Source organism: Streptomyces sp. NPDC001507 (assembly GCF_042894765.1).
Classification (GTDB): domain Bacteria; phylum Actinomycetota; class Actinomycetes; order Streptomycetales; family Streptomycetaceae; genus Streptomyces.
In genome coordinates, this window is sequence record NZ_JBIAVV010000002.1 from 397502 (window position 1) to 422947 (window position 25446).

At 72.0% G+C, this 25446-nt stretch carries 24 protein-coding genes; 5 read left to right on the forward strand and 19 right to left on the reverse strand.

Annotated features, from left to right (window positions below; translation table 11 throughout):
* Positions 1-140: 140 nt before the first annotated feature.
* The 4 genes from ACFY0K_RS07945 to ACFY0K_RS07960 all read right to left on the reverse strand — a co-directional run bounded on the left by ACFY0K_RS07945 (position 141) and on the right by ACFY0K_RS07960 (position 4835).
* On the reverse strand, positions 141-830 hold the full coding sequence (locus ACFY0K_RS07945; RefSeq protein WP_351954595.1) for a TetR/AcrR family transcriptional regulator: 690 nt from the start codon (positions 828-830) through the stop codon (positions 141-143).
* Positions 831-886: 56 nt separating this feature from the next.
* On the reverse strand, positions 887-1918 hold the full coding sequence (locus ACFY0K_RS07950; protein ID WP_390639114.1) for a PDR/VanB family oxidoreductase: 1032 nt from the start codon (positions 1916-1918) through the stop codon (positions 887-889).
* Positions 1918-2814 (reverse strand): metal-dependent hydrolase, encoded by an 897-nt coding sequence (locus ACFY0K_RS07955; RefSeq protein ID WP_390639115.1) that lies wholly within the window; start codon positions 2812-2814, stop codon positions 1918-1920. The genes ACFY0K_RS07950 and ACFY0K_RS07955 overlap by 1 nt, the downstream gene beginning before the upstream one ends.
* A 92-nt stretch (positions 2815-2906) precedes the next feature.
* The gene (locus ACFY0K_RS07960; RefSeq protein WP_390639116.1) at positions 2907-4835 is read right to left on the reverse strand and encodes a hypothetical protein; all 1929 of its coding nucleotides are present in this window, start codon (positions 4833-4835) and stop codon (positions 2907-2909) included.
* Between the two features lie 174 nt (positions 4836-5009).
* On the opposite strand from ACFY0K_RS07960, the gene ACFY0K_RS07965 reads away from it, so the two are divergent.
* On the forward strand, positions 5010-5417 hold the full coding sequence (locus ACFY0K_RS07965) for a hypothetical protein (protein ID WP_390639117.1): 408 nt from the start codon (positions 5010-5012) through the stop codon (positions 5415-5417).
* Positions 5418-5517: 100 nt separating this feature from the next.
* Here ACFY0K_RS07965 and ACFY0K_RS07970 read toward each other — a convergent pair whose 3' ends face one another.
* The 8 genes from ACFY0K_RS07970 to ACFY0K_RS08005 all read right to left on the reverse strand — a co-directional run bounded on the left by ACFY0K_RS07970 (position 5518) and on the right by ACFY0K_RS08005 (position 13935).
* Complete coding sequence (locus ACFY0K_RS07970) at positions 5518-7056, reverse strand: DUF1996 domain-containing protein (RefSeq protein ID WP_390639118.1); 1539 nt, start codon at positions 7054-7056, stop codon at positions 5518-5520.
* Between the two features lie 173 nt (positions 7057-7229).
* Positions 7230-7880: a response regulator transcription factor gene (locus tag ACFY0K_RS07975; RefSeq protein WP_351954589.1), complete on the reverse strand. Its 651-nt coding sequence runs from the start codon at positions 7878-7880 to the stop codon at positions 7230-7232.
* Positions 7865-9145 (reverse strand): sensor histidine kinase, encoded by a 1281-nt coding sequence (locus ACFY0K_RS07980; protein WP_390639119.1) that lies wholly within the window; start codon positions 9143-9145, stop codon positions 7865-7867. The genes ACFY0K_RS07975 and ACFY0K_RS07980 overlap by 16 nt, the downstream gene beginning before the upstream one ends.
* A 217-nt stretch (positions 9146-9362) precedes the next feature.
* On the reverse strand, positions 9363-10364 hold the full coding sequence (locus ACFY0K_RS07985; RefSeq protein ID WP_390639120.1) for an NAD-dependent epimerase/dehydratase family protein: 1002 nt from the start codon (positions 10362-10364) through the stop codon (positions 9363-9365).
* A gap of 86 nt (positions 10365-10450) precedes the next feature.
* Positions 10451-11029 carry a winged helix-turn-helix domain-containing protein gene (locus ACFY0K_RS07990; RefSeq protein WP_390639121.1) on the reverse strand — a complete coding sequence of 193 codons (579 nt, stop codon included), beginning with the start codon at positions 11027-11029 and terminating at the stop codon, positions 10451-10453.
* 399 nt (positions 11030-11428) lie between these two features.
* Positions 11429-12460 (reverse strand): glutamine synthetase, encoded by a 1032-nt coding sequence (glnII, locus tag ACFY0K_RS07995; RefSeq protein ID WP_293991202.1) that lies wholly within the window; start codon positions 12458-12460, stop codon positions 11429-11431.
* Between the two features lie 283 nt (positions 12461-12743).
* On the reverse strand, positions 12744-13445 hold the full coding sequence (locus ACFY0K_RS08000) for a hypothetical protein (RefSeq protein WP_351954585.1): 702 nt from the start codon (positions 13443-13445) through the stop codon (positions 12744-12746).
* A 121-nt stretch (positions 13446-13566) separates the two neighbouring features.
* Positions 13567-13935, reverse strand: a complete 369-nt coding sequence (locus ACFY0K_RS08005) for an arsenate reductase family protein (protein WP_388597059.1) — start codon at positions 13933-13935, stop codon at positions 13567-13569.
* A 231-nt stretch (positions 13936-14166) separates the two neighbouring features.
* On the opposite strand from ACFY0K_RS08005, the gene ACFY0K_RS08010 reads away from it, so the two are divergent.
* Positions 14167-14487, forward strand: a complete 321-nt coding sequence (locus tag ACFY0K_RS08010; RefSeq protein WP_352353944.1) for a hypothetical protein — start codon at positions 14167-14169, stop codon at positions 14485-14487.
* A gap of 264 nt (positions 14488-14751) precedes the next feature.
* Here ACFY0K_RS08010 and ACFY0K_RS08015 read toward each other — a convergent pair whose 3' ends face one another.
* The gene (locus ACFY0K_RS08015) at positions 14752-15936 is read right to left on the reverse strand and encodes a winged helix DNA-binding domain-containing protein (protein WP_390639464.1); all 1185 of its coding nucleotides are present in this window, start codon (positions 15934-15936) and stop codon (positions 14752-14754) included.
* A gap of 584 nt (positions 15937-16520) precedes the next feature.
* Here ACFY0K_RS08015 and ACFY0K_RS08020 point away from each other — a divergent pair.
* Positions 16521-16805, forward strand: a complete 285-nt coding sequence (locus ACFY0K_RS08020; RefSeq protein WP_293991219.1) for a hypothetical protein — start codon at positions 16521-16523, stop codon at positions 16803-16805.
* 25 nt (positions 16806-16830) lie between these two features.
* Here ACFY0K_RS08020 and ACFY0K_RS08025 read toward each other — a convergent pair whose 3' ends face one another.
* The 5 genes from ACFY0K_RS08025 to glnA form a co-directional block, all read right to left on the reverse strand.
* Positions 16831-17415, reverse strand: coding sequence for a hypothetical protein (locus ACFY0K_RS08025; protein WP_388710928.1), 585 nt, complete (start codon positions 17413-17415; stop codon positions 16831-16833).
* A 2-nt stretch (positions 17416-17417) separates the two neighbouring features.
* On the reverse strand, positions 17418-18338 hold the full coding sequence (gene htpX / locus ACFY0K_RS08030; RefSeq protein ID WP_390639122.1) for a zinc metalloprotease HtpX: 921 nt from the start codon (positions 18336-18338) through the stop codon (positions 17418-17420).
* Positions 18339-18436: 98 nt separating this feature from the next.
* Complete coding sequence (locus ACFY0K_RS08035; protein ID WP_390639123.1) at positions 18437-19846, reverse strand: hypothetical protein; 1410 nt, start codon at positions 19844-19846, stop codon at positions 18437-18439.
* A 65-nt stretch (positions 19847-19911) separates the two neighbouring features.
* Positions 19912-20169: a hypothetical protein gene (locus ACFY0K_RS08040; protein WP_390639124.1), complete on the reverse strand. Its 258-nt coding sequence runs from the start codon at positions 20167-20169 to the stop codon at positions 19912-19914.
* A 102-nt stretch (positions 20170-20271) separates the two neighbouring features.
* Positions 20272-21681 (reverse strand): type I glutamate--ammonia ligase, encoded by a 1410-nt coding sequence (gene glnA, locus ACFY0K_RS08045; protein WP_351954576.1) that lies wholly within the window; start codon positions 21679-21681, stop codon positions 20272-20274.
* Between the two features lie 211 nt (positions 21682-21892).
* On the opposite strand from glnA, the gene ACFY0K_RS08050 reads away from it, so the two are divergent.
* Positions 21893-22360 (forward strand): RDD family protein, encoded by a 468-nt coding sequence (locus ACFY0K_RS08050; RefSeq protein WP_351954575.1) that lies wholly within the window; start codon positions 21893-21895, stop codon positions 22358-22360.
* Between the two features lie 110 nt (positions 22361-22470).
* Here ACFY0K_RS08050 and ACFY0K_RS08055 read toward each other — a convergent pair whose 3' ends face one another.
* Complete coding sequence (locus ACFY0K_RS08055) at positions 22471-24117, reverse strand: FAD-dependent oxidoreductase (protein WP_390639125.1); 1647 nt, start codon at positions 24115-24117, stop codon at positions 22471-22473.
* Between the two features lie 212 nt (positions 24118-24329).
* Between ACFY0K_RS08055 and ACFY0K_RS08060 the strand changes: the two genes are divergently transcribed.
* Positions 24330-25400, forward strand: coding sequence for a SchA/CurD-like domain-containing protein (locus ACFY0K_RS08060; RefSeq protein WP_390639126.1), 1071 nt, complete (start codon positions 24330-24332; stop codon positions 25398-25400).
* Positions 25401-25446: the final 46 nt, after the last annotated feature.

The window sequence follows — 25446 nt, forward strand, 5'->3', positions numbered from 1 at the left end:
GGGGGCGGCGGCGGGGTGGGGGCGGGGGGGGGCGGGGGGGGGGCCGGGGGGGCGCGCAGTTCCCCGCGCCCCTGAAAAGCAGGGGCGCGGGGAACTGCGCGAACGGCCCCCACCGTGCCGCAGCCGAAGAACGGGCAGGCCTAGCCCGCCAGGGCGATCAGGCGGGCGGCCAGGTCGGCGAAGGGGCCGTCGGTCGGCTCTCCCTGGACCATCCGCTTCACCAGCGCCGTCATCTCCTCGTCGTACGCCGCACTCACCGCCGTCAGCGCAGCGAAGTCGTGGACGAGCTGGACCTCCAGTTCGGCGCGCGGGATGCGCCGCCCGTCGAGCCAGATCAGGGCCGTCGACTCGGCGAGCGAGATCCAGGAGCGGATGACCAGTTCCAGGCGGGCTGGTGCCTCGGTGATGTCGAGGTGGGAGAGGATCTGCTCGTAGGCGGCCTGCCGTACGGAGTCGATGAGGGCGTTGGTCGCCGAGGAGCCGACCGCGGGGCCGCCGCGCATCAACGCGGCGAAGCCGGGCCCGTGTTCGTCGACGAAGTCGAAGAAGCGGCGCATCACGCGCAGCAGCCTGGCCCCGAGCGGCCCCTCGTGCGGCTCGTGGAAGCGGCCCGCGAGATCCTCCGAGGCCCGCTTCAGCGCGGCCTCGTACAGGCTCAGTTTGCCGGGGAAGTAGTGGTAGACCAGCGGCCGCGAGATGCCCGCGGCCGAGGCTATCTCGTCGATGGAGACCTCGTCGGGCGAGCGACGGCTGAACAGTTCGAGGGCGACGCCGATCAACTGCTGCCTCCGCTCCTCGACTCCCATCCTGCGGCGTACCCCGGTTGTCATGCGAACACCTTACCGATCGGATCCGGCCTCCCACGGACCTGACCCTTCACGGGTGTTCACAGATCCAGCACAAGTCTCCCACTTCGGGCCCGCGATACACAGATGAGCATCGAGTCGGCACGCTCCGTGTCCGTGAGGAGCTCGTCCCGGTGCTCCACCTCCCCTTCCAGCACCCGCTGCTGGCAGGTCCCGCAGAACCCCTGCGCGCAGGAGTACGGCGTGTCCGGCAGCTCCGCACGCACCGCGGCCAGCACGGACGAGTCGGCCGGCACCGTCAGCGTCCGCCCGCTGCGCCGGAGTTCGAGTTCGAAGGCGTGGTTGCCGCCGGTCTCGGTGCGCGGCGCGAAACGTTCGAGGCGGACCGCCGGGAACCGCTCCTGCATCGCCGACATCAGCCCCTCCGGACCGCAGCAGTAGACCGCCGCGCCCTCCGGGACGGCCAGCGCGTCGAGGTCCGGGCGGCCGTCCTCGTCCTCCGTGACGACGGTGACCCGCTCGTCCCCGGCCAGCTCGTCCAGGAACGGCATGGACCCGCGGGTCCGCCCGCAGTACAGCAGCCGCCACGCCACCCCCTCCGGGACCGCCCGCACCATCGACAGGATCGGCGTGATGCCGATGCCCCCGGCCACGAACACGTACGAGGCGGCCTCGACGAGCGGGAAACGGTTGCGCGGTCCGCGCACCTCCAGCTCCATGCCCGCCACGACCTGCTCGTGGACCTCCCGGGAGCCGCCCCGCCCGTCCGCGACCAGCCGGGCGGCGATCGTGTACGAGGAGGTGTCGGCCGGGTCCCCGCAGAGCGAGTACTGCCGCACCAGCCCGGACGGCAGCACCACGTCGAGATGGGCGCCGGGCTGCCACGGGGGCAACCGGTCGCCCTCCAGGCGCAGTTGGACGACCCCGTCGGCGACCGTCCGGTGCGAGGCGACCAGGAGCCGCAGCGCCCGGGAGCGCGGCCGCCCGGAGGTCGGCGGGTCCAGGGCCGGCATCGGCCACAGCGGAGAGGCCTCGATGCGGCGGCGCAGGGCCCGCCTGACGAGCAGCGCGGTGCCCGCGACGGCGACGACGGTCCGCAGCCTCGGCGTCATCACCTGCCCTCCCGCTCGGCGGCGAGCGCGGCGGGGGAGGAGGCCAGGTAGGCGACGGCCTGCTCGGTGGAGCCCTCCTGGGAGGGGTGGTAGGTGCGGCTGAGGTAGCGCGGGATCGACTTCAGCATGTCTGCGGTGGCGGGCAGCGTGCCGCGCCGGCCGGCCAGGTAGAAGTCCCGGAACCGGGCCCGGCCCTCGTCGAGCGTCGGATCGTTCGCCATGAAGAAGCGGGCGCCGCGCTGCCACAGGAACACGATCGCCGTGAACGCCGTCGCCCAGGTCCGTGCCCGGCGCCGGTAGCCGCCGTCGAGGTGCGTGAAGAGGTCGAAGGCGACCGAGCGGTGTTCCACCTCCTCGGCGCCGTGCCAGCGCAACAGGTCCAGCATCATCGGGTCGGCGCCGCGCCGGTCCAGTTCCCCGGCGTTGAGCACCCAGTCGCCGAGGAAGGCGGTGTAGTGCTCGATGGCCGCGATCAGCGCGACCCGTTCGAGCAGCCACCAGCGCCTGGCCTTCCCGGGCGGCAGGGTCCGGTCGCCGAGCAGCTTCTCGAAGAACCAGTCGACCTGCGCGGTGTACGGCGTCGGGTCGAGCCCCTGCTCCCTGAGGTGCGGCAGCACCTCGTCGTGGGCCTGGGAGTGCATGGCCTCCTGCCCGATGAACCCGACGACGTCCGCGCGCAGCCGTTCGTCGCGGATGAGCGGCAGCACCTGCTTGTAGACGTGCACGAACCAGCGCTCGCCGGCGGGCAGCAGCAGGTGCAGCACGTTGATGGTGTGCGTCGCGAAGGGATCGCCGGGCACCCAGTGCAGGGGGGTGTCCTTCCAGGCGAAGGACACGTTGCGGGCCTTGAGCGCGATGTGCTCGGACTGCACCGGCTGCGGCTGCTTGTTGGACATGGCGTCAATGTACTGACGGGTAGATGGCCTGAGAAGACCCCTGACCCACCTTGTTTACGCGAACGTCAGCAAGGCTCTCCGGCGGTGCTCGCTCACCGCAGTCCGCTGATCGCGCTCCCGTCCTCCAGCGTCCCCGACAGCTCGGCCTGCGCCCCCTGCTTCGTCTCGGCCACCAGTTGGGTCCCCTGTGCCGACGCCGTGACCCCGCCGGTCGCCCGGACCGACGCGGTGTCGCGGCTGCCCGCGGCCAGCAGGTACCACTCGCCGCCGCCGGACTTCCACAACACCCCGGCCAGCACGTGCGGATCGCGCGGACCACAGGCCGTCACGTCGGCGCCCCTGGCCGCGACCGCCCCGTACCGGCTGCCCGGTGTCCGGAACTGGGCCAGCGACACCGTCCCGTCGCCCCGCCAGGTCTCGGTGCGCGTGCACACCCACGACCCGCTGCCGGCGGCGTCCGGCAGTTCCTGCTCGGCGAACGCCCACGCGTTGACACTGCGCACCCCGGCCGACCGCTCCGCCGCCAGCGAGCAGGCGAACGGCGCCCAGTCGCGCAGCGCCGTCGCCCCCGAGACCTCGCCGGCCTTGCCGGGCCGCCCGGCGGTGAGCCGGGCCGGCATCAGCTCGCCCAGGTCGGCCGAGACGTGCACACCCTGGGCGTCGGTCAGCTGGAGCACGTTCCAGGACGTGCACGTCCCCTGCTGCAGCGCGGGGCTGGCCAGCGGCCCGGTCACCCCTCCGGTCAGCCCGAGGTCCAGCACCCCGCCGTCCGGCTTCGTCAGGTCCCGCTCGGCCGCCCTGGTCACCCAGGGGGCGGTCAGATAGCGCACGTTGCCGTCGGAGCGGCCGAGCACCAGGGCGCTCGCCTCCACGCCGGCCGCGCCGTCCGCACGGGCGAAGTCCAGGGCCGCGCCCTGGGTGCCGTCCTTCGGCTCGGCGTAGCGGGCGATCCGCAGACCGTCGTAGAAGATCACCACCCGGGCGCTGTCGACCACGCCCGCGTAGAGCAGCTGGGGCGGTCCGGCCGGGCCGCCGGTCTGGGTGCCCGGGGTCGCCGAGACGCGGACGGTGTCGCCGGGGCGGGCCCAGACGGCGAGGGCGCGGCGCAGCAGCGCGGTGTCGCCGGTGAGGGCGCCGCGGGCCGGCCAGACGGAGAAGTCGGTGCGCGCGGCGGTCTTCCAGGCGGTGGCCGGGACCTTCGTCAGCCGGGCCGGGTCCAGGGCGGCCTGCGCGGCCGGGTTCTGCGCGTACACCGGGGCGGCCGCGCCGTCGGCGCCCCAGCCGCCGCCCGGCAGCCCGACCAGCGCCCCGCAGACCGCGAGGGCGGCAGCGGCGGCGAGCGCGGCCTTGGTGTGCCGGCGGCGGCGCATCAGGTCGGTGGGCCGGGCCTGCAGGGAACAGGGGTCGAACTCGGGAGAGTCGAGCAGCGGATACTCGGCCGGGACGCCGTTCGCCTCGGCGAGCGCGCCCTCGGGGTGCTCGACCCCCGCGGCCCGCAGCAGCCCGCGCACGTCGCCGTCGGGGAGCTGTTCGAGGCCGCGCAGCGCGTAGGCGGCGCGGGCCGGGGCGGAGAGGGCGGCGAGCCGCTGGTCCAGGGCGAGTTCGTCGGCGCCGCCGGAGCGCGGGAAGAGCCTCAGGCCCCACACCTGGGGGAGCAGCGGCGGCAGCTGGGCGCGCTTCGGCCAGGCGGTGGGCCGCAGCGGCCGGCCCGCCTCCAGCGCCGTCCGCACCACCTCGAGGCGGACCAGGGAGTACCCGGGGTCGGTCTGCCGCCCGTTCGACTGGGCCGGGACCACCGGGACCTGCTGACGGCCCCGGGGGAGCGCCCGCTGGACCAGGGCGTGCGCGGTCAGGACGCGGCGGCCGCGCGCGAGCCCCGGCGGCAGCACCAGGTAGGCGAGCCGGACCAGGCGGGGGTAGTGCTCGACGAGCGCGGCCTCGGCCTGCTCGACATCGACGGCCGGATGCGGGGCTCCGGCGGAGGCGGCTGCGTGACGCTGGGCTACATCCTGTGACTGCACGTCCTGGAGAACGAGCGAACCGTTGGTTGGTCACCGCCACCCGGGTGACACTGCGGTGTCCGCGGCGACGCGGGCCGACGGGGGCCGATGTGAGTGCTTCGCGGCCCGCAGCCGTATCGAAGGGGACGGGCCCCCTGCAGGCACCCGGGGCCGGCAACGCGACCGGAGGAACAGATGAGGACGACCCGACCGATGCTCGCCGTGGCCGGCGCCGTGGCCGTACTGGCGCTGGCGGGCTGTGGATCCGGCGACGGCAAGGCGGAGACCACCATCCCGGTGACGGCCACCGGCAGCCTGGAGAGCCTGGCCGCCAAGGTGAAGTGCACCCCGGACATGCAGATCGACTCCGACGAGGTCCGCCAGGCGATCTGCAAGGTCTCCGCCGGCAAGTTCGTCTTCGCCACCTTCGCCACCGACCGCGGCCAGCGCGAGTGGATCAACGACGCGAAGGACTACGGCGGTTTCTACCTCGTCGGCCGCAAGTGGGTCGCCGTCGGCACCGACAAGGTCGTCAAGGCGCTGCAGACCACGCTGGGCGGCGAGGAGGAGATCGGGGTCGACCACAGCAAGCACACCGGCTGAGGTTCGTGAGCCGATCGGCACATACGAGAGCGGGCGGTGGGAGAATCCCACCGCCCGCTTCGTGCTACCGGCCCCGGTGCCGCCGGCTAGCTACTGCTCACTAGCACTTCTTGCCGGTGTTGATGCAGTTGGCGATCGTGGCTGCCAGGTTGTTCTTGGTGACGCTGATGAAGTCGTCGTGGTCGGTGGCCGCCTTGTGCAGCTGCTCGGGGAAACCGTCCACGGCGTAGGCGTTCTTGACCTGGCCGTTCACGATGCTCGGCTGGGCCAGGTTGTACACCAGGCGCATGGTCAGCTGCGGGATCGCCTTGAAGCCGTTCGGGCAGACACCGCTCGCGGGGTCCGCGAAGGCCACGTGCGTACGGTGGTTGGCGCTGTCGATGTTCACGCCGTCCCAGCAGCTCTGGAAGGCGAACGTCCGCACCACCTGGCTGCCCTGCGGGCAGATCGGGTACTGCTGGGTCAGCTGGACCTTGTTCTCGAAGCCGGTGCAGCTCCAGTGCGCGTTGGCGTTGGCCAGACCGTTCGTGGTGGTCTTGGCGTCACCGGTGATGATGCGCAGGAACTGGGGCATCGCGACGACCTTGCTGGCAGGGCTGCCGACGTACTTGATCTGCGCCTTGACCGGCGTGATGATCTTGCCGACGTTGCCTTCCTTGCCACCGCCGAGCGCGTTCGCGTCGAACTCCTGCGAGCCGTCCTGCTCACGCACGACCGGCCAGTAGTACGCCGAGAGGTCACTCTGGTTCTGGCAGCTGGAGGGGGCGGCCAGCAGCGAGTCGTTCGTCGAGAACGCGTTGACCTTCTGGTTGCCGACGTAGTCGTGCTCGTGGTGCGCGCCGTTGGTCACGCCGGGCGCCACGATGACGTTGTCGGTGTTGTGGTTCTTGTTCTGGTTCGTACCGCAACGGGTGGTGAAGGAACCCGTCGAGGCCTGGCCGGTGTTCTGCGGCTTGGCCAGGACGTTCGGCGCGACCTTCGTGATGTCCACGAAGTCGGCCGCGGACGGCCCGTTGCCGGCCTGCCCGCCGGCGCCGACGTCGACCGGGGTGCTGGCGCTGGCACTCGGGGCGGCGCTGGCCTGGCCGTTGTTCCCGTTGTTGTTGTTCTGGCCGCCGTTGTTGTTCTGACCACCGTTGTTGTTGCCCTGTCCGGCGGTGGTCTGGTTGGCGGTCTGCGTGGTGCAGGCGGCGAGCTGCGACAGCGCGCTGTTGAACTGGCCGCCGACCCGCGTGATGTCGATCCTGATCCGGTCGATCGTGGCCGCCCGCTTCTCCTTCAGGGGGCCGACGATCGCGTTCTGCACGAAGTTGGCGTCGTTCGCCTGCGCCTGGCGCGTGGAGGCGAGCCGGGAGTAGGCCTCGGTGATCTGCTTGTCGAGGTTCGCCAGCTCCCTCGCCACCCCCATCTTCGCCTGCGCCGGCACGTTCGTCAGCTTCTGGCCGACGTCCGGGCAGGAGATGGTCGCCACCGTCGCGGAGGCGGCCTTCGTGTAGTTCTGCGCCGAGTTGTTCGACTCGTGAGCCGAAGCGTTCATCTGCGCATAGAGCAGCCCGCCCCCGCCGAGTGCGACAGCCGCCGATGCGGCTACGACCTTGACGGTCAGCGGCGAACGGCGTTTGCGTATGTTGCGTCCCATGGAACTCCTCAGACCTTCCTTGCGGGGCGGCATCGAGGCGCCCGACAGGAGTGAAGCGGCGTCCTTTCATACGCAGCCCGTCTCAGGCGTGTTCAGGCGTCTCACAAATTCATCAGAAACTTGTTACGCACTTGGGGCACAACTGCCGTTTGAGCAGGGCGGTTTCTGGAAAATCAGCGGTCGCGGTCCAGGTACGCGAGCACCGCGAGGACGCGCCGATTGTCGTCGTCCGACACCTCAAGTCCCAGTTTGGTGAAGATGTTGGAGGTGTGCTTCGCGATGGCCCGTTCCGTGACGACGAGCTGTCCGGCGATCGCCGCGTTCGACCTGCCCTGCGCCATCAGCTCCAGGACCTCCAGCTCCCGCGGTGTCAACCCCCCCAGGGGCCGGTCGTCGGCCCGCCGGGACAGCAGCTGCTGGATCACCTGCGGGTCCATGGCCGTGCCGCCCGCCGCGACCCGCCGTACGGCGTCCACGAACTGCTCCGCGTCGAACACCCGGTCCTTCAGCAGGTACCCCACCGCGCCGCTGCCGTCGGCCAGCAGCTCGCGCGCGTACAGCTGCTCCACGTGCTGGGAGAGCACCAGCACCGGCAGCCCCGGCCGGTCCCGTCGCGCCCGGAGCGCGCACTGCAGTCCCTCGTCGGTGTGGGTGGGCGGCAGCCGGACGTCGACCACGGCCACGTCCGGCCGCAACTCGGCCAGCGCACGGTCGAGTTCGGGACCGGACTCGACGGCGGCGGCGATCTCGAAGCCGTAGGCCTCCAGCAGCCGGACCAGCCCGTCGCGGAGCAGGAACAGGTCCTCGGCTAGGACAACGCGCACGGAATCTCCATCGTGACCATGGTGGGACCGCCGGCGGGGCTGCTGACGGCCAGGACGCCGTCGAATGTACCCAGCCGCCGCTCCACCCCGGCCAGCCCCGACCCGGCCCCGACCACCGCGCCGCCCCGGCCGTGGTCCGTGACGGAGATCCGCAGCATGCCGCCGCCGTCCGGCACGTGGTGCAGGTCCACCCAGATCCGGTCGGCCCCGGAGTGCTTGACCGCGTTGGTCAGCACCTCGCTCACCGCGAAGTACGCGGCCGACTCGACCGGCGCGTCCGCCCGCCCCGGCAGCTCCACCGTCACCTCGGTCGGCACCGGCAGCCGCAGCGCCAGCGCCCGTACGGCGTCCCCGAGCCCGCGCTCGGCCAGTACCGGCGGGTGGATGCCCCGCACCAGGTCCCGCAGCTCGCCCAGCGCCTCCACGGACGCCCGCCGGGTCTGTGCGAGCAACTGCCGCGCCTTCTCCGGGTCCTTGTCCAGGAGCATCTCGATCGTGCCGAGGTCCATGCCCATGGCCACCAGCCGGGCCTGCGCCCCGTCGTGCAGGTCCCGCTCGATCCGGCGCAGCTCGGCCGCCGAGGCGTCCACCGCGTCCTTGCGGGTCTCGGTCAGCACCCGCACCCGCTCGACGAGTTCGCCCTTCCCGGGGTCGAGGACCGCGCGGGTGAGGCGGAAGTGGGCGGTCAGCAGGGCGGGGGTGTAGCGGAAGGCGCCGACGAGGACGACGGCGCCGAGCGCGGCGGCGGCGAGGGCGGTGGCCTGTCCGTCGACCGGCACGAAGCCGTACCAGTAGGTCTCACCGTCCGCGACCACCCGCCACAGCCCGGCCGCCACCGCGAACCCCTCGAACGGATAGAACAGCAGCACCGCCGGCAGCAGCGCGGTCAGGAACCCGGCCGTCATGTCGACGAACAGCCACAGCACGTCCCGCCCGACCTGCGGGTCCCGCAGCATCCCGAAGGTCCTGGCCCACGGGTTGGCGTCCGCCGGGAGCGTCCGGTACGCCGACCGGATCCGCACCCCGCACCACTCGTACGCGAGCCGCCGCCGCACGTCCGCCACGTCCCGGATCCCGCCCAGGATCCACGGCGTCGTGACGATCCCGATCCCGATCGGGATCAGCGCGACCGACACCGCGGCCAGCGCGAAGCAGAGCACCGAGACCGGCAGGATCACCAACGCCAGCACCAGCCCGCGCACGGCGGCGAGCAAGGTCTCCCGGGCCCTGGCCCGAAAGCCCCTGCTGTCTGTGTTCGTCGTCATGCCGTCAGTCTCTCCGACCGCACGAGCGGGGGTCACTGGCCCGAAGCCCCATGTCAGGGGGTGGTGCTGGATACACCCCGCGACCTGCCGTCTGCCGACCGCGGCGCCGTCGTGGCTGGTCGCGCAGTTCCCCGCGCCCCTTGAGGACGCTGCCGGTTGACGCCCCTTCAGGGGCGCGGGGAACTGCGCGACCAGCCCCCGCCGGCCCGCAGACTGATCACGGTCCCTCCAACGAAGCGCCGAGCACCCGCGCCTCGACAGCGGGGTCGAGCCCGATCCCCGCCCGCACCGGCGCGGCACCGTCAAGGCCCCGCAGCCACCCCCACGTGTCGGCCACCGTCTCTCCCACCGGCCGGCACCGCAGCCCCGTCGCCACCGCCCGCGACACGTCCAGCCCGTGCACACCGTCGTGCAGCTCGCTACCCGCCGGCACCCACACCGGCAGCTGCGTCCACGGCTCGATCCCGGCCGCCAGGACCGTCTCCGCATCGGTCCACCGCAGCTCCGCGTCCGAGCCGGTGCTCCGGCGGCACGCCTCGAGCAGTTCGCCCATCGTGGCGTGCCCCGGCGGGCTCACCAGGTTGTACGGCCCGGACAGGCCCTGTTCCACCGCTCCGAGGGCCCACTCGGCGAGGTCGCGGGCGTCCACGAACTGCACGGGCAGATCGCGCGGTCCGGGCGCCAGCACCGGCCCGCCCCGGGCGATCCGGCTCAGCCACCAGGGCAGCCGGCCGACGTTCTCGTACGGTCCGAGGATCAGCCCGGCCCGCACCAGCACCGAGTCGTCCGCGCCGAAGGACTCCACGGCGGCCAGCTCACCGCCCAGTTTGTCCTGCGGGTACTCGGTCGCCGCCGCGTCGGCCGCGGCCCCCGTCACCAGGGCCGCGTCCTCGGCGTACCCGGCCGGGCGCGGCCAGTCGTACACCGAGCAGCTCGACACGTACGTATACCGTCCGGCCCGGCCCCGCAGCAGCCGCGCGGTCGCCCGCACCGCCCGGGGCGCGGCCGACCAGGTGTCCACGACCGCGTCCCACTCGGTGCCGTCAGCGAGCGCGGCGAGGCCGTCGGGTGCGGTGCGGTCGCCGTGCAGCGACCGCACTCCGGCCGGGGGCCGGCGGCTGCCCCGGTGGAAGACGGTCACCTCCCAGCCGCGCCCGAGCGCGGCCTCGACGACCGCCCGCCCCACGAACTCCGTACCGCCCAGCACCAGAAGCCTCATGCCGTTGATCGTGCCCCCGGGGAACGCCGGATGTAAGAGGGTTCAGCCGAGGGCGGAGCGGCCGTCAGGCGCCCGGCTGCCGTCCGTCAGCGGCCCGTCGGCGGGGTGTACTTGTATCCCACCCGGCGGACCGTCTGGATCGCCCGGCGGTGCTCGGCGCCGAGCTTGCGGCGCAGTCGGGCGACATGGACGTCGACCGTGCGGCCGTCGCCGACATGGCCGTAGCCCCAGACCGTGGTGACCAGCTGGTCGCGGGTGTGCACCCGGTTCGGATACGCCACCAGGTGGGCGAGCAGCTCGAACTCCAGGTAGGTGAGGTCGAGGTCACGTCCGTCGACCTGGGCGGTGCGCTCCACGGTGTCCACGGTGACGAGCGGCCGGGTCCCGGCGGCGGGTTCCGCGGCCGGCTCCTGCGGGTCCGGTACGGCGACCGGCAGGAAGGGCGGCTGCTGGTCCGCCGGGACCAGCACCAGGTAGCCGATCATCGGCGGCTGGCCCGGCAGGGTGGGCAGGGCGTGCTGCGGAGCGGGCAGCCAGGTGGCGCCCGGCGGCAGCAGCTCCGCCATGTCCACGACCTCGTCCCGGTCGACGGCACGCAGCCGGTGGCGGCCGGGCGAGGAGGCGCCGAGGGGGGAGGCGGGGGAGAGAGAACGAGTGGTCGCCATGAGACGTCAGCTCTTTCGCGCGAGGAGTCAGTCGGTCGAGGGCGACGGCCGCGATTCGTGGTCGGGCGCGCCGCGGGGACGTACTGCGTTCCGCGCTGGCCGAAGGCCGGGGTGTACGGCTTTAGAGGGCCCGCGCGTTCGTCGCGCGGCAACACACCCGGTCGAAGTCGTGGTGCTGACGAGAAGGCCAGAACGGCTCAAGGTCCTGGCGACCCGTCGCGCTGCACTTCTGGAAGCTGGCCATGGGCCTATTGAAGCAGACACGGCCGGGAAACAGGACCCTCCTCTCACTGCTTGGACGCTTCTTTGACGCGACGCCATGACGACGGCACGACGACGGCACGCCGAAGGGGCGCCCACCGTCACGGTGGGCGCCCCTTCGGGAGAGTCGTCCGCGGATCAGACCTGGCCGGCCTTGTCCAGGGCGGTGCAGCAGGTGTCGACGATCAGCCGGGTCACGACGTACGGGTCGACGTTGGCGTTGGGGCGGCGGTCCTCGATGTAGCCCTTGCCGTCCTTCTCGACCTGCCACGGGATACGGACCGAGGCACCGCGGTTGGAGACGCCGTAGGAGTACTCGTTCCACGGGGCGGTCTCGTGCAGGCCGGTCAGACGGTCGTCGATGCCCGCGCCGTAGTTCTTGACGTGGTCGAGCGGCTTGGAGCCCTCGCCGAGCGACTCGCACGCGGTGATGATCGCGTCGTAGCCCTCGCGCATCGCCTTGGTGGAGAAGTTGGTGTGCGCGCCGGCGCCGTTCCAGTCGCCCTTGACCGGCTTCGGGTCGAGGGTGGCGGAGACGCCGAAGTCCTCGGCGGTGCGGTAGAGCAGCCAGCGGGCGACCCACAGGTGGTCGGAGACCTCCAGCGGGGAGACCGGGCCGACCTGGAACTCCCACTGGCCGGGCATGACCTCGGCGTTGATGCCGGAGATGGCCAGGCCCGCCTTGAGGCAGTTGTCGAGGTGTGCCTCGACGATCTCGCGGCCGAAGATCTCGTCGGCGCCGACACCGCAGTAGTAGCCGCCCTGGGGGGCCGGGAAGCCGCCCTCGGGGAAGCCCAGCGGACGGGAGCCGTCGAAGAAGGTGTACTCCTGCTCGATGCCGAAGATCGGCTCCTGCGCGGCGAACTTCTCGGCGACCTCGACCAGTGCGGCGCGCGTGTTGGAGGAGTGCGGGGTGAAGTCGATGTCCAGGACCTCGCACAGGACGAGGACGTCGTCGCCGCCGCGGATCGGGTCCGGACAGGTGAAGACCGGCTTCAGCACACGGTCCGAGGAGTGCCCCTCGGCCTGGTTCGTGGAGGACCCGTCGAAGCCCCAGATCGGCAGCGCGTCGAGACCGGCGGGGGCGCCCGCGATGATCTTCGTCTTCGAACGCAGCTTGGCCGTCGGCTCGGTGCCGTCGATCCAGATGTACTCAGCCTTGAAGGTCACGGGCCACATCCTTCGGGGTGGGTCGGGCGCACTTGCGGGTGCAGTGGCGCTACGGCACTGGGGCGCCTCGGTGTTGCCCGGCAGCCTGTCAACAGGCGATTTCCCGATCATTGCTCGAATGTGAACCCGGTGTTACCTGGTGGTTCTGTGGTGCGACTCACGTTGTGGGAGCGGGGCGGGCGGGGTACGGAGCCCAATTCGGGCACCGTGCCCGCCCCTTCGCGGCGGCCGCCGGCCTTCCCTCCGTAAAAGCCGGCGGCCGAGCCCCGGTTCGTGTCTCCGGTCAGCCGACCTTCTCGATCAGCGCGCGGCGGATCAGGAACTTGCCGGGCTCCCGGACCTGTTCGAAGGCCGCGTTGTTGAGCAGCACGCAGCTGCCGGAGACCGACGTGACCTTCACCGTGGTGGACTTGTTGTTGTCCAGGTTGGTGACCTTCAGCGTGGTCCCCGCCGGGAACTGGTTGCTGGAGGCGGCCGGTGCGCCGGCCTCGCCGGACAGGGTGACCGTGGAGCCCTTGCAGACCTGCTGGCCGGAGGCGGCACCGCCGGTGTTGCCGGTGTTGCCGGTGGCCGCGCTCTGCGACGGCGCCGCCGTGGCGGTCTGCCCGGTCTGCCCGGTCTGGCCCGTCTGCGTCCCGCTCGCCGCCTGGGAGCCCTGAGCCGACTCCCCAACGACGCAACCGGACGCCTTCTGCTGGACCTTGATCTGCGCGATGACCGCCTCGCGGTTGGCGATCCGGGCCGACGACTGTGCGTCCGGGTTCGCCTTCTGGTCCGCGATGAACTTCTGGTTGTTGCCGAGGGCCGTGGCCAGCCCCGAGCAGACGGTCGAGTCGGCGGCCGACGACAGCGTCTTCGCGCCCTGCGAGGGCTGTGCGGCGTTCGAGGTGGACGCCAGGACGAAGGCCCCGCCGCCGGCCACGGCTGCGGCGCCGACCAGCAGTGCGATCGTCTTCTTGGCGCCGAGAGTTCTCCTACGCGACATGCGCGCCTCCTCAAAGGGGGTGGGGGAGCGTACGTCGGTAGGTACGAGATACCGAACGCCGTTACTCAGCGGTTACCGGAGTCACTGAAGTAACCTGCGTCACAGTGGAGTTGAGGGCTGTTCAGCTCTTGCTCCTGGCCAGCGCTTCCTGTACCGCCTCGTCGGTGCGGGCGACCACCGCCGTGCCGTCGTCGGCGGTGATGATCGGTCGCTGGATGAGCCTGGGGTGCTCGGCGAGGGCCGTGATCCACCGCTCGCGCGCGCCCACGTCCCGTGCCCACTCCTTCAGCCCCAACTCCTTGGCGACCGCCTCCTGGGAGCGGGTGATGTCCCACGGTTCGAGCCCGAGCCGCTCCAGTACGGCCCTGATCTCGTCCTCGGTCGGTACGTCCTCCAGGTAGCGGCGGACGGTGTAGTCGGCCCCCTCGGCGTCGAGCAGGCCGATCGCGCTGCGGCACTTCGAGCAGGCGGGGTTGATCCAGATCTCCATGCGGGGAACGGTACGCGAGCCCTCGTCCAGGACGGCTCTGTTCGAATTTTGGAGGGTGTCGTGAGGACCCCTCACGCCCATCGCGTCCCATCTGAAAAACCTGCATCCACCTGGGAGTTCGGCGCCTTTTCGGGCTGTATCGTTGTCAGTGCCGGACGGTACACTGGACGCAGTGTTCGAGAGGGTCGCCGGGAGGTCCGGGGGCGCTCCGACCGCGACAGGAGGATGCCCGTGCCCGCTGCCGCACTGAAGCCGAAGCCGAAGTCCCTGCCGACCCAGTCCACCGCGAAGCGTGCGGTGCTGCTCGACTCGCCGTACGCGCCGGCGGAGAAGCGTCCGCTGCCGGCCGGGCGGCCACGCGAGTGGTACGTCACCCACAACCGCCGCCTGAAGGCCATGCGCCTCGCCATCGCCCTGCTCGACTCCGGCGTCTACGCGCCGGGCCAGGCGCGCAACGAGACGATACGGAGCACGGCGGAGAGCATCGGGATCCACCCGCCGTCGGACACGACATGCCACATGGTGCGGGCCTTGATGCGATATTCACGGTGAGCCGGTGGTGCCGGGTGCCGTGTGTTTCATGCGGCGCCCGGCGCTTGGCGACTGGGGGCTGCCGCCCCAGGCCCCCGCATCAACGGACGGCCGTTGTAGTCCGGCTGCGGGCCGGTGGGCGCTGGTCGCGCAGTTCCTCCCCCAGCCTTCGGCCGGGGGTGCCCCCAGCGCCCCTTACGGGGCGCTGCAGTCGCGTCAGCTACATAGCTGCGGGCAGTCGTGCCGCTGGGGCGGCACGGGTGGGCGCTGGGGGTCCCCCCGGCCTCATCCGCTCAGCTCTCGTTCCAGCGGTGTCCGGAACCGTGGCGTCACCCTCGCGGCTCCCGCCCAGCCCCGCAGCCGTTCCGCCTCCGCCGCGACCGCCTGCTCGGCCTCTCTCCGGTTGCCCGGATCGGGGATCCGCCAGACGATCTCGCCGTCCCGGCGCTGCGCCCAGCCGCCCACCACCAGACCGTTCCACCACACCGTCGGCCCGACGTTGCCGCTTCTGTCGAAGAGCAGTGGCCGCAGCTCCGGCGGCAGGTACCAGTCCCGCCGTTGCCATGCCATGGCCGTCGGGTCGAGGGCGGGGAGGAGGGCCGCCCAGGGACGGGACGGCCCGGTGACCGCAGGGAGGTCGCCGGCGGTCACGTACCCCGTGTCGTCCTCGTCGAGGGTCACCGGCTCCGCTCCGATCGCGGTCAGCGCCCGGCGGACCTCGGTCACCCGCCACCCCGTCCACCACTTGAGGTCCGCCTCCGTGGCCGGACCGCAGGCGTGCAGCCAGCGGTTCAGCAGGGCCGCCTGGGCCTCGGCCGGGTCCAGCTCCGGATGCTCCGGCGCCGCCGCCCACCGGAACTGGCTCGACGTCCAGGAGCCCAGCGGGCGGCCCCGCACCACCTTGCCCTCGACGCCCAGGACCCTCAGCAGGCGCGTCGAGACGGTGTGGACGCCCTCGTAACTCTTGCCTGCGGCGTACGGGAACTGCTCGCGCAGGCGTGGTTCGGCGGCCGCCAGTTCCGACGCCGTCGCCTGCCCGAGCCGGGCCAGCTCGGCCAGCGTCGAGGACTCGACGTCCGCGAGCCAGGCCGCGTCCGGGGCACCGGCCCGCGCCATGTCCTTCAGCAGCGCGGCGCGTTCGCGGGCGGCCACCGTCAGGCCCGTGGAGGCGTGGACCACCGCCGTGAGGTCCGCGGGGAAGACGAACACCGTGTGCCGCATGCCGTGCATCCGCACCAGGGTGCGATCCTCGTACAAGGCCCGCTCCGTCTCCGGCACGGTCTTCGCCGCGTCGGCCAGCCGCGCCCCCGCCGCCAGGTACACCGTCGCCGGATCCGAGCCGTGCAGCGCCACCAGCGCCTCGGCGACCTCCTCCGGTGTCGTCGCCCGTGCCGGGCCCGCCAGCCGGTGGCGCAGCGCCAGCCGGGCCCGCCGCTCCGCCACCCCGATGTGCCGCCGCCCGCCGCTCATGCCGACCTCCCCGTGGACTGTCCTGACCGCATCCTGCCCGACGCCACTGACAACCACCTGTTCGTCGGACCCCGCATGCGGGCGCCCCGGCTCCTCCCTTTCCCTTTCACTGCGATCAGCAGCGTGACGGCGGGCGTCCTGGCGGCGCCCGGGGTCTGAGGCGGCCGTTCCGGGGCAGCCGTGCCGCTTCAGCAGCAGCGTGACGAACTCCCGCCGGACGTCCGGGTGGTCCCGGAACCAGAGGCCCAGCCGGTGTTCCGCGTCCGGGAGTTCGAAGCGGGCGTACCGGACCCCGCTGAGCCGCTCGCCGTCGTACTCGTGGGGGAAGCAGATGAGTTGAGCCATGCCGCTCACTCCCACGGCCGCGCCCACGCGTGCACGCACGAAAACGGGATGCACGCCGAGTGAGCGGCTCCCTACGCTGGAGAGGCGTTGCGGAGTGGTCGACCACCGCTTTCCGAAGGGCAGGCCGCGCCCCCGGGACTCGGGACTACACTGCCGCGCACCGATGGACGGCCGCCCGTCCCCCGCGTGCCGTCGGATCCGTCGACCGCTCACACCACACCACGCCACGGAGGCCCGTCATGGGCACCATCGTCCTATCCGGAACCGTCGTTCTGGTCATCCTCGGATTCGGCAACCACAACTGGTGGCTTGCCGCCGTCGCCCTGCTCTTCCTGTACGTGCAGTACGGGCGGGGCTCGTCGTCGGCCTCCTCGTCGGGCGGTTCGTCCGGCGGGGGCGGGGGCATGGCCGGCGACTACAAGACGTACCGCGACCGCCGCGACCAGCAGGCCAAGTGGGAGCGCCGCTACCGCCGCGAGCGCCCCCTGGAGTTCCGGCGCCAGCAGAAGGAGAAGGGGAAGTAAACGGGCCGCGGGTGCCCTCGGCCGGTCACAGGCCGGGGGCGCCCCAGACCGGGAACCAGCGGCTGAGGTCCTGCTCGATCCGCAGGTCGTTCGCGAGCGCCGCCTTCACCTGCAACTCCAGTGCGCTGTCGCGCCGCTGACCGGAACCGGGCAGCGGCGCGAAGGGGTAGAAAGTGCCCCGCTTGTAGAGATAGACGAGCGCGAGCCGGCGCCCGCGCTCGTCCTCGAAGGCGGCCAGGGAGCAGAGCAGCTGCGGGCCGAAGCCGTTGACCTCCATCGAGCTGTTCACCGCGTGCAGGTCGTTGACCAGCTGCGGAAGCTGCTCGGGGGAGCGCTGCGAGACCAGCCAGGAGTACCCGTAGTCGTCCTCGTGCAGCTCCACCGGAACCCCGCCGCGGTCCGTGTCCGCGTCGAGGAGTGCCTGGACCTCCCGGTGGGTCTGCTCGAAGGCCGCGCCCTCCACGGTGGCGAAGCACACCGCACCCCCGCCGGTGGGCCGGAACCCGGCCGCCGCCTCCAGCGTCACCGCCGCCGACGGCAGCGCGAACAGCTGGTCGAGATCGGGCGCGACCGGCTTCGTACGGCCCAGCAGGATGTCCAGGAAGCCCATGCTCACCCGGCCTTTCCGGGCGTAGCCGCCTCACCCAGCTCCGCCGAGATCCGCCCCAGCTGCTCCAGCCGCTGCTCCAGGGTCGGGTGAGTGGAGAAGATGCGCTCGATGCCGGGCTCCTTGCCGGTCGCCGGGGTGAAGTAGAACGCGTTGAAGGCCTGGGCTGTGCGCAGGTCCTTGGTCGGGATCCGGGCGATGTCGCCGGAGACCTTGGTGAGCGCCGACGCCAGCGCGGAGGGCCGGCCGGTGAGGTGGGCGGCGGCCCGGTCGGCGGCGAGCTCCCGGTACCGGGACAGCGCCCTGATCAGCAGGAAGCTGATCGCGTACACGGCCGCGGAGACCCCGATGATCGCGGCGAACACGGCGGCGGTGTTCTGGTCCCGCCGGCCTCCGCCGAAGAGCTGCGAGTAGAACGCGAACCGCACGATGAGTCCCGCGATGACCCCCAGGAACGACGCGACCGTGATCACGGCGACGTCCTTGTGCGCCACGTGCGACAGCTCGTGTGCCAGTACGCCCTCCAGTTCCGAGGGCTCCAGCCGCCGCAGCAGCCCCGTGGTCACACAGACGACCGCGTGATCGGGATTCCGCCCGGTCGCGAACGCGTTCGGCATGTCCATCTCGGAGACGGCGACGACCGGCTTCGGCATGTCCGCGATCGCACACAGCCGGTCCACCACGGCGTGCAGCTCCGGATACTCCTCCCGCTCCACGACCCGCCCGCGCATGGCGAACATCGCGATCCGGTCGGAGAACCAGAACTGCGCCACGAACATCGCGCCCACCAGCACGACGACCAGCAGCCACGACTTCAGCAACACGATCAACGCGGCAACGAAGCCGACGTACAACAACCCGAGCAGGAACAGCGTGACCGTCATCCGCACGGTCAGCCGGCGGTCGCTCCGGAAGCGGCTCTGCATCTTGCCTCACCCCGCAGTCAGGCACTCGTCCCGCTGTCCAGTGTGCACCTGCGCCGACCCATGAGGAGGTTCCGAACGTCCCTAGTAGCGGCAAAGGCTCAGCCCGGTACGCCGGCCTCCCGCTTGCGCCTGGTCAGCACCCCTTCGCTGAACAGGTGCCGTCCGCGGTCCAGCAACGCCGCCACCTCCTCGGAGCCGAGCGGCACGTCCGGCGTCGGGTGCCACTGCTGGACGGACCGCTCGGCCCAGCCCCGCAGTTTCACGTCCGGGTCGTCGAGCAGCGCGACCGCGGCCCGCAGCCGCACGAGTCCGCCCCGCGCGTCCAGCAGCCGGAAGGCGGCGACCCGCGCGTGCCGTGGCCGCCCGGCCGCCAGCCGGTCCATGAGCCACCCGGCGTCCAGCGCCCCGGCGGACGGCAGCAGGGTCACGGTCGCCTCCCGGACCACGCCCGGAGCCGGGTCGTCGAGCAGCTCCCGGAACCGTGGCACGTCCGTCACGTCGAGGATCCGCGACCCGGCCACCGCGGCCGCCCGCACGCCGGGGGAGGGGTGGGCGAGCAGCGGCGCCAGCAGCCCGGCGTCCGCCCGCTCTCCGCACTCGGCCAGCCCCATGACCGCGCCGGGCGGCAGCGCCGGGTCACCGGCGGCGGCGACCCGGCGCCGGTACCAGGGCAGCGGGTCGGTGCCGTACTGCCGGACCACGTACCGTGCGCAGGCGCGTACGGCGCCGGACCGGTCGGCGAGAAAGTCCGCCGCCCGCTCTGGCCGCCCGGCCCGCCGCAGCGCCGTCACCCCGATCGACCGCACTCGTGGCCCACGCGCGGCCAGCAGCGGCCCGAGCACGTCGGCGGCGGGCGCACCCTCCGGTACGAGGGCCACCGCGGCCTCGGCGCAGAGGGTCTGGACGGCGGGGTCGGGGTCCCGGGCGGCGGCCCGTGCCAGCTCGGCGGCGGACAGCTTCCCTTCCGCCACGGCCAGGCGGTGGGCGAAGCGCCGGACGGTACGGTCGCCGTCGGCGCACAGCCGCCCGAGCTGCTCGTGGGACGCTCCCCGCAGGACGTCGCCGAGCACCTCGACGCCGAAGGCGCCGCGCCCGCGCCGGCCGACGAGCAGGATCAGGGGCGCGAGCGAGACGGCGGCGTCCGCGTCGAGGGTCGCGCACAGCAGCTGCCGGGCCCGCTCCCGCACCGGCGCGACCCAGTCCGCACAGCGGATGACGACCAGCGGCAGCAGCGTGGGGAAACCCGCCGCCGTCTCCAGCGCCGCCTCTCTGATCCGGCCGTCCCGGTGGCAGAGGGCCAGCGCGGCCCGCGACTCGGTGAGCGCGTTCCGGTGCTCGCCGGTGAGCTCGGCACGGCCCGGCAGCGCGTCACGCAGCAGCCAGGACCGCGCACCGGCGTCCAGGGCGAGCCAGCCGACCGGATCGGCACCGTCGATCACGTCACCGGGCGCGGCCCCCTCGGCGAGCCGCACCGCCACGGCCGCGCCGTCCCCGAACTCCCCACGCATCCCCGCACTCCGTTCCGCCTGCCGTCCGGGCGATGGTAGACGAACAGGCGTACGCGGCCGGATTCCTAGTACGGAGCCCGCGTCTGCAGGTACCCCAGCAGCAGGATCACCGCCGCGACGCACCCCAGCACCACCGCCGTCGACACCCAGGACGACCGCCGTGGCCCCACCGGTCCCGGATCCGGCCGGAACGGCACCGGTCCCGGCGGATTCTCCCTCCAGCGGGCGGCAAGCATCCGCGCCCGCGCCGACGGCTCCTTGTGCTCGGCCTCCCCGGCCCACCGCAGATCGAACTCCCGCTCCTCATCGCCCTGTTCGTCCATCCCGATTCCCCCGTCTCGAACATCAGTACCGACGCACGATACGACGACGCCCCCGTCCCGAGAAACCGGAACGGGGGCGTCGAACAGCCGAAGCGGCGTCTGTCACACGTCGAAGTACAGCTCGAACTCGTGCGGGTGCGGGCGCAGCTGGAGGGGGGCGATCTCGTTGGTGCGCTTGAAGTCGATCCACGTCTCGATCAGGTCGGGCGTGAAGACGTCACCGGCGAGCAGGAACTCGTGGTCGCGCTCCAGGGAGTCGAGGACGGCCGGGAGGGAGGTCGGGACCTGGGCGACGTTCGCGTGCTCCTCGGGAGCCAGCTCGTAGAGGTCCTTGTCGATCGGCTCGGCCGGCTCGATCTTGTTCTTGATGCCGTCCAGGCCCGCGAGGAGCAGCGCCGAGAAGGCCAAGTACGGGTTGCCGGAGGAGTCGGGCGCGCGGAACTCGACGCGCTTGGCCTTCGGGTTCGAACCCGTGATCGGGATACGCATCGCGGCGGAGCGGTTGCGCTGCGAGTACACCAGGTTGATCGGGGCCTCGAAGCCCGGGACCAGGCGGTGGTACGAGTTCACCGTCGGGTTGGTGAAGGCGAGGAGGGACGGGGCGTGCTTGAGGATGCCGCCGATGTAGTAGCGGGCGGTGTCCGACAGGCCCGCGTAGCCGGCCTCGTCGTAGAACAGCGGGTCGCCGTTGGCCCACAGCGACTGGTGCACGTGCATGCCCGAGCCGTTGTCGCCGAAGATCGGCTTCGGCATGAAGGTCGCGGTCTTGCCGTTGCGCCAGGCCACGTTCTTCACGATGTACTTGAAGAGCTGCAGGTCGTCGGCGGCCGCGAGCAGCGTGTTGAACTTGTAGTTGATCTCCGCCTGGCCGGCGGTGCCCACCTCGTGGTGCTGGCGCTCGACCTTCAGGCCGTTCTTCTCCAGCTCCAGGGAGATCTCGGCGCGCAGGTCGGCGAAGTGGTCGACCGGCGGGACCGGGAAGTAGCCGCCCTTGTAGCGGACCTTGTAACCACGGTTGTCCTCGAGCGCGCCGGTGTTCCAGGCACCCGCCTCGGAGTCGATGTGGTAGAAGCTCTCGTTCGCCGAGGTGGCGAAACGGACGCTGTCGAAGACGTAGAACTCGGCCTCGGGACCGAAGTACGCGGTGTCCGCGATACCGGTCGACGCGAGGTAGGCCTCCGCCTTCTTCGCCACGTTGCGCGGGTCGCGGGAGTACTGCTCGCCCGTGATCGGGTCGTGGATGAAGAAGTTGATGTTGAGTGTCTTGTCCCGGCGGAAGGGGTCCACCCGGGCCGTCGACAGGTCGGCGCGCAGCGCCATGTCGGACTCGTGGATCGCCTGGAAACCGCGGATCGAGGATCCGTCGAAGGCGAGCTCGTCGTCCGGGTCGAACGCCTCGACGGGCACCGTGAAGTGCTGCATGACGCCCGGCAGGTCGCAGAAACGGACGTCGACGAACTTGACGTCCTCGTCCGCGATGAACTTCTTGGCCTCGTCGGCGTTCTGGAACATCCAGCTCCTCCTACTCCCGGCCGTTCCCGTGCCGGGGTGGTAGTTCGTTCGTGCGGCCAGTGCGGTGGCACACGTTGTCCTCGACCCTAGGGACGGGTGATTTCTCGGGCGTGACCCAATTGTTTCGCTGAAGTTAACCGACCTCGGTTCCACCGTAGCCCGTGCCACCCCGCCGCCCCAGGGTCCCGGCCGGGCCCAGTACCGTGGACGGGTGGACAACAGGCAAGCAATCGGATCGTGGCTCTCCGGACCCCGCGCGGCCATGGAGGACGCGGGCGCCGAGTTCGGGTACCGGGGCGAGCAGCTCGGTCTGCCGGAGGAGGGGCCGGGCTCCATCGCCCGCCCCGGGCGGCGGCTCGGGGCGCTGGTCGTGGACTGGGCGCTGTGCGTCTTGATCGCATACGGCCTGATCACCGACGGCTACACCCCTGCTACCGGCAACTGGGCCCTCCTCGTCTTCCTCGTCCTCGGCATTCTGACGGTCGGTACGCTCGGCTTCACGCCGGGCAAGCGGCTGTTCCGGCTGCGGGTGGTCGGCGTCGGGACGGGCCGGGTGCAGCCGCTGCGCGCCCTGGCCCGCACGGTGCTGTTGTGCCTCGCGATCCCGGCACTGGTCTGGGACCGGGACGGCAGGGGGCTGCACGACCGGCTGGCGAAGACCGTAGAGGTCCGTATGTGAGGACTACATAGCCGCGGGCAGGCGTGCCGCAGGGCGGCACGGGTGGGCGCGGCGGCACCCTGCAAGCGCCGGTAAGCGTCCCCACCCCCGCCCGGCCCCCCCACCCCGGCTCACCTCCTCCGCAGCACCCGTGCCAGTACCTCCCGCAGCTCTCCCTCCGGGTCGGGTACGGCGCCTTCCGAGCGCCAGGCCACGAAACCGTCCGGCCGTACCAGTACCGCGCCGTCCGGTGTCGTGCCGTGCGCGGCCGTCCAGCCGCCGTCGCCCTCCTCCGTGTCGTACACGAGATCGCCCGCCACCCCGATCCGGTACGTGTCCAGCCGCAGCCGCTCCGTGTCCGCGATCCGCCGGGCGGCCGCGTGCCAGGCGGCGCCGGCCGCCGACTCCGCGTCGCTCAGCAGCACCATGGACCGCTCGTACAGGTCGAGCGTGGACACCCGCTCCCCCTCCCGGCGCAGCCACAGGTGCGGGGCCCGGCTGCCCGGCTGGCCGGTGAGGTTCATCCCGTTGGGTACCAGCGGCTGGTCCGGGTCGGTGCCGAGGACCGCGCCCTTCGGGTAGCGGTAGCCGAGGACGATGTTGAGGATGCCGCCGCGCCGGTCGGCGCCGACGCCGGGGGCGGGCGCGAAGCCGGGGTGGCTGTGCTCCACGGACCGGGCGGAGGCGCGGGCGCTGGTGGCGAGGGCGACCGGGCGGCGCTCGGCGTCGTAGGAGTCGAGGAGCCCGGGGCCGGCCCAGCCGTCCAGGACCGCCGCCAGCTTCCAGGCGAGGTTGTGGGCGTCCTGGATGCCGGTGTTGGAGCCGAAGGCCCCCGTCGGGGACATCTCGTGCGCGGAGTCGCCGGCCAGGAAGACCCGCCGGTCGGCGTAGCGTTCCGCGACCCGTTCGGCCGCCCGCCAGGACGCCCGGCCGGTGACCTCGACGTCGAGGTCGGGGACGCCTACGGCGCGGCGGATGTGCCGGGTGAGCCGCTCCTCCGTGAACTCGTCGAGGGTCTCGCCGCGTTCGGGGTGCCAGGGCGCGTGGAACACCCAGCGCTCCTTGTTGTCCACGGGGAGCAGGGCGCCGTCCGCCTCCGGGTCGGTGAGGTAGCAGCAGATGAAGCGGCGGTCCCCGACCGTGTTCTGCAGCAGCTTGGAACGGAAGGTGATGCTGACGTTCGCGAACAGGTCACCGGGGCCCGTCTGGCCGATGCCGAGCCGGCCGCGGACCGGGGAGCGCGGGCCGTCGGCCGCGACCAGGTAGTCCGCGCGGACGGTGTACATCCGGTCGGAGTCACGGTCGCGGACGTACGCCGTCACTCCTTCGGGGTCCTGTTCGAAGGACTCCAGCTCGTGGAAGTAGCGCAGCTCGCCGGTGAGCGACTCGGCCGCCCGGCGGAGCACCGGTTCGAGGTCGTTCTGGCTGCACAGGCACCAGCCCGTGGGGCTGAACCTGGCGAGTCCGCCGCCCGGGTCGATCTCCTTGAACAGCCAGTCGCCGGCGTCGCCGACCAGCGTCGGGGTCTGCAGGATGCCGTGGTTGTCGGCGAGGAGGGAGGCCGCGGCCTTGATGTCCGGCTCGATGCCCGCTCTCCGGAACAGCTCCATCGTCCGCACGTTGTTGCCCCGGCCGCGTGGATGGATCGAGGTCCCGGCGTGTCTCTCGACGAGCATGTGGCGGACGCCCAGTCGGCCCAGGAAGAGGGACATGGACAGGCCCACGAGGGAGCCGCCCACCACGAGGACGGGGACCTGGTGATCGGTTTTCTGGTGCATCGGGCACTCCAGAGGCGGGTGTTGGTGCGGCAGGTGCGTTGCAACGTCCATGCCCCGTCCGGGCCCCCTCGGGAGGGGTTCCGCGGACTCAATCACCCACCTGGTTCACGCGAGTCGCGCGCTTCGGAGGACCGGCACAGGATCAAGAAGCGCTGACGCCGCGTCATCGGCGAAGGCGCAGGCCGCTGCCAAGCGAAGGAGATGTGCGAAGCATGACGACGATCTCGGAAAAGGTTTCGGCAAAGCCGACCCGAACGACCCGCCCGGTCTCGACACGGGTCTCCCAGTCCGTCTTCGACGGCTCCCGGCTCCGGGTCGTCCTGCTGGTGGACGTCTACGACGGCGCACAGCAGCAGTTCCTGGAGGCCTACGAGCAGCTGTGCAACCAGGTCGCCCAGGTTCCCGGCCACGTCAGCGACCAGCTCTGCCAGTCGATCGAGAACCCCTCCCAGTGGCTGATCACCAGCGAGTGGCAGAGCGCCCCGCCGTTCCTCGCCTGGGTGAACAGCGAGGAGCACGTGGAGATGGTGAAGCCGCTGCACAACTGCGTCCGCGACACCCGCTCGCTCCGCTTCCAGGTCGTACGGGAGACCGGCGGCCCGGCGGCGGACGCCGTCCGTGTCCTGCAGGCCCAGCCGCGGATGGGCGACGGCGTGATCCGCCACGCGCTCACCTTCACGGTCACCCCGGGGAGTGAGGCCGAGGTCGCGAAGATCCTCGCGGACTACGCCTCGCCCGAGGCGAAGGTCGACGACTCCACCCGGCTCTGCCGCACCTCCCTGTTCATGCACGGCAACCGGGTCGTGCGGGCCATCGAGGTGCGCGGCGACCTGATGGCCGCCCTGCGCCACGTCGCCCGGCAGCCCGAGGTGCGGGCCGTCGAGGAGGCCATCAACCCCTACCTGGAGCAGGAGCGCGACCTCAACGACCAGGAGTCCGCCCGGGTCTTCTTCACCCGGGCCGCCCTGCCGGCCGTCCACCACGTCAGCGCCGAGGAGCTGGCCGAGGGCGAGCGGCACGCGCTGTACTACCCGGCCCGCCCGGGCTGCGGGATGCGGCTCGCGGAGCTGCTCGCGCAGCAGGACGAGGCCGCGGCCGAGGACCCGGCGAGCCCGGTGCTGCACAGCACGGTCTTCCAGCGCGACGACGTGGTCGTCCGCCTGGTCGAGCAGCGGTCCGGCACACCCGTGGACGTCACCCCGGCCCACGCGCTGACCGCCCTGCTGGACGGCGACGCGGTGCGGATGCAGCTCCTCACCGACCGCCGCTCCCCGGACGCCTGACGCCTGACCCTTCCCTGTTGCATCACCCCCACGGAGGAACGCAGAC